The sequence below is a fragment of the Sphingomonas sp. genome (assembly GCF_051962185.1).
Lineage (GTDB): Bacteria > Pseudomonadota > Alphaproteobacteria > Sphingomonadales > Sphingomonadaceae > Sphingomonas.
Genome location: NZ_JBQCCN010000284.1, coordinates 1 through 3223 on the forward strand (window position 1 = coordinate 1; position 3223 = coordinate 3223).

Below are 3223 nucleotides of genomic sequence, written 5' to 3' on the forward strand. Positions count from 1 at the left end.
CGACAGTTTTGGTTTTGGACCATCCAGCTCTTTGTAGGTGGAATGTTAGCGGCTATATTTAGCTTCGCATGTTACTGGGGCTCGCAAACTACGCAATCGCCAAACTTTCAGGATCGAGCGAACGGCAGCTTTCCACCCAAAAGTGGTCGTTGAGCGGCACAGAGGATGCGCCGTTGTCCAGCGCCAAAGATACAAATTTTTGAGGGTAGCTGCGGCTCGGCGCCGGACCTAGGTCCTGGGTGGTATGAACATGCAGGTTAAAGACGGCCTGTGGGCGCTGACCGAGAAGGAGAAGGAGACCCTCCGCCTGATCGTCCGCGGCCACGACGCCAAATCGACCGCGCGCAGCCTGGGTCTCTCTGTCCATACGATCAACGAACGGCTGCGCGACGCCCGGCGCAAGATGGCCGTATCGAGCAGCCGCGAAGCAGCCCGCCTCTTGCTGGCCGCCGAGCATAAAAGCTTGGCATCGACTGACCCCGATTTTTTCGGGGACATGGAAATCGGGGCAGACGCGACACGCCCCCCGATGGATCAGGAAAGCGCGCCGATCGGCGGCGCCGGGCGGACCTACCGCCCCTGGATCATCATCGGAGTGTTGCTCATGACGCTTGTTCTCGGCCTGTTGGCATTCACCGCCTTGCCTCAGATTCCGTCCTCCCCCCAGCCGACAGCGGCGGCCGCCGACGCGGCGGTCAATGCCGAAGTGGTCGATGCCGCGCGGCAATGGCTGGCGCTGGGCGATCAGGGGCGCTGGGAAGAAACCTACCGGGCGACCGGAGAACAGTTCCGCAAGCTCAACACTCTCCAGGTCTGGACGGCGGCGGCCGAAAAGGTGCGCGTACCGCTGGGCGCGATGATCTCGCGCACCTTGATCAGCGAAGAGAACCTCCCCGCTCCGCCCTATGGCTATGAGGTGGTGAAGTTCCGGACCCGCTTCGCCAACAAGGCCGACGCCGTGGAGACGGTCTCGCTCGACCGCGAGGACGGCACCTGGCGCGTGGTGGGCATTACGATCGAATGAGGTCGGAGGCGCACAGGCAAATCGGAAAAGTGCCGGCGGCTTCCCGCTGACGACACTCGCCTGATTTATCCGCGCGATCGCCCCCGGGCCGCCGCCCTCGCCGTCCTGCGCGGCGGCGCCTTTTTCGGCGCGCGGCGGCCCGCGTCGAGCGCCAGCAATGCCCAGCGCCGAAGCTCGTCGGCGTCGTCATAGACGTCGTCGGGCGCGCGGCGATAGTTCATGCTGCCGATCTTGCCGTTCATGTCATAGGTGAAGCGGTCGCAACCCGCCTCGTCCCACAAGGCGTCGCTTTCCGCGTCGGCCTTGAGCCACAGCCCGCCGCCGCTGGCGACGATCGCGAAAATGGTGCCGTCGCAATAGAGCGTGGCGCCGCCCATCATCGCGCGCTTGGTGACGCGGCCGACCGGCTCCATCGCCTCGCTCACCCAGTCGACCAGCCCTTCGTCCGCGGCCATCAGCGCGCTCCCGTGATCTTCAACCCCGCGATACACGCAACCACACCGAGAATCAGCAGCAGCCGCGGCAAGGTCGCCGGCTCCTGATACCAGGCGATGCCGACGATCACCGTGCCGAGCGCGCCGATCCCGCCCCACACCGCATAGGCCGTGCCCATCGGGATCGAACGCGAGGCATATTCGAGCAGCCCCATCGACAGCGCGACAGAGCCGAGAAAGCCGAGCGTCCAGGGAATGTTGCGAAAGCCGTCGACATGGCGAAGGCAGGTGGTGAACCCTACCTCGAACAATCCGCCGACGATCAGCCACAGCCACGCCATCAGTTGCGCCCCGCAAGCTTGGTGAGCGCGCCGCCGGTGACGCGCCGGATCCGCCATTCGTCCATGCTGTCGGCGCCCATCGCGGTATAAAAGTCGATCGCCGGCGTGTTCCAGTCGAGCACCGCCCATTCGAATCGCGCGCAATCGCGGTCGAGCGCTATGCCGGCGAGGTGCCGCAACAAGGCCGTGCCGACGCCCGATCCGCGCGCTTCGGGCGTCACATAGAGGTCTTCGAGATAGAGGCCCTTGCGCCCCGTCCAGGTCGAGAAATTGTGGAAGAACAAGGCGAAACCCATCGGCTCGCCGTCCTGCTCGGCGATCACCGCTTCGGCCGATCGCTCGCCGAACAAGGCGTGCGTCAGGCTCTCCTCGGTCGCCTTGACGGCATCCGGCTCGCGCTCGAACTCGGCGAGTTCACGAACGAAGCGCAGGATCAATGCCGCGTCCTGCGGCGTGGCGGGACGGATCGTCAGCGTCAAAAGGCAGCCTCCACATTTTCTTGCCCTCGCCGCCGCGCGGCGATCAGGCAGCCGGTGATGATCAACGCGGCGCCGGCCAGCGTATAGGACGCGACCGGCTCGCTGAACACGACCCAGCCCCATAACGAAGCCCAGATGAATCCGGTATATTCGGTCGGCGCCAGATAATTGGCCTCGCCGCGGGCATAGGCCCAGGCCAGCAGCATCAGCGACACCGTGGCGAGCGTCGCTGCCCCGACGAGCGGCAAGGCATGCCGCACGTCGGGAACGTGCGCCAGGAACGGCGCGCCGAGCCCCAGGATGACGACGACGATCAGGCTCTGGAAGAAGGCGACTTCGCGGGGGCCCGCGACCAGCGCCTGCTGGCGCATCAACACGATGTTATAGGCATAGCAGACCGCCGACAGCAGCACCGCGACGGTGCCGCGGAAACGGTCGGGATTGGGCGCCGAGGTCGCCTGGCCGAGCATGATCACGCCGACCCCCGCGAACGCGACCAGCGACGCGACGATCGCCCGGCGCGGAATGCTTTCCTTGAGCACGAACGCCGCGCCGAACAGCGCCAGCAACGGCGCGATGAAGGCGAGCGCGATCGCCTGCGCCATCGGCACGCGCGCGAGCCCCCAGAAGAAGGTCACCGCCATCACCGCCGACACCGCGCCGCGGATCAGATGGACCCGCATCGTCGCCCGGCTCGGCCAGGCGGTGCGGCGCGGCAGATAGATCAGCCCGGTCAGCACCGTCCCGGCCAGCGTCCGCCACAGCAAGGTGTCATAGGCGCCGAGTTGGAGCACCAGCGATTTCATGATCGCGTCCATCGACGAGAACACCGCGATCCCCAGCACCGCGACGAAAAACACGAAGGCGGGGCTGCGCGACATGATCCAGCCGATAGCGGGAGGCGATCGTTACGTCACCGGGCTGTTCGCTCATGAGATGAGAAGG

General features: G+C 65.8%; 5 protein-coding genes. 1 reads left to right on the forward strand and 4 read right to left on the reverse strand.

Annotated features, from left to right (window positions below; all coding sequences use genetic code 11):
- The first annotated feature begins 244 nt into the window (after positions 1-244).
- The gene (locus ACTHJR_RS17780; RefSeq protein ID WP_440524670.1) at positions 245-1024 is read left to right on the forward strand and encodes a helix-turn-helix domain-containing protein; all 780 of its coding nucleotides are present in this window, start codon (positions 245-247) and stop codon (positions 1022-1024) included.
- Positions 1025-1089: 65 nt separating this feature from the next.
- Here ACTHJR_RS17780 and ACTHJR_RS17785 read toward each other — a convergent pair whose 3' ends face one another.
- From ACTHJR_RS17785 to ACTHJR_RS17800, 4 genes are read right to left on the reverse strand one after another with little or no spacing between them, the layout of a single operon-like run.
- Entirely contained in the window at positions 1090-1479 is a 390-nt protein-coding gene (locus ACTHJR_RS17785) for a TfoX/Sxy family protein (RefSeq protein ID WP_440524672.1), read from the reverse strand.
- Entirely contained in the window at positions 1479-1799 is a 321-nt protein-coding gene (locus tag ACTHJR_RS17790; RefSeq protein ID WP_440524674.1) for a DMT family transporter, read from the reverse strand. Before ACTHJR_RS17790 ends, ACTHJR_RS17785 begins: the two co-directional genes overlap by 1 nt.
- The gene (locus ACTHJR_RS17795; protein ID WP_440524675.1) at positions 1799-2278 is read right to left on the reverse strand and encodes an N-acetyltransferase family protein; all 480 of its coding nucleotides are present in this window, start codon (positions 2276-2278) and stop codon (positions 1799-1801) included. The genes ACTHJR_RS17790 and ACTHJR_RS17795 overlap by 1 nt, the downstream gene beginning before the upstream one ends.
- The gene (locus ACTHJR_RS17800; RefSeq protein WP_440524676.1) at positions 2275-3159 is read right to left on the reverse strand and encodes a DMT family transporter; all 885 of its coding nucleotides are present in this window, start codon (positions 3157-3159) and stop codon (positions 2275-2277) included. The genes ACTHJR_RS17795 and ACTHJR_RS17800 overlap by 4 nt, the downstream gene beginning before the upstream one ends.
- Positions 3160-3223 lie beyond the last annotated feature (64 nt).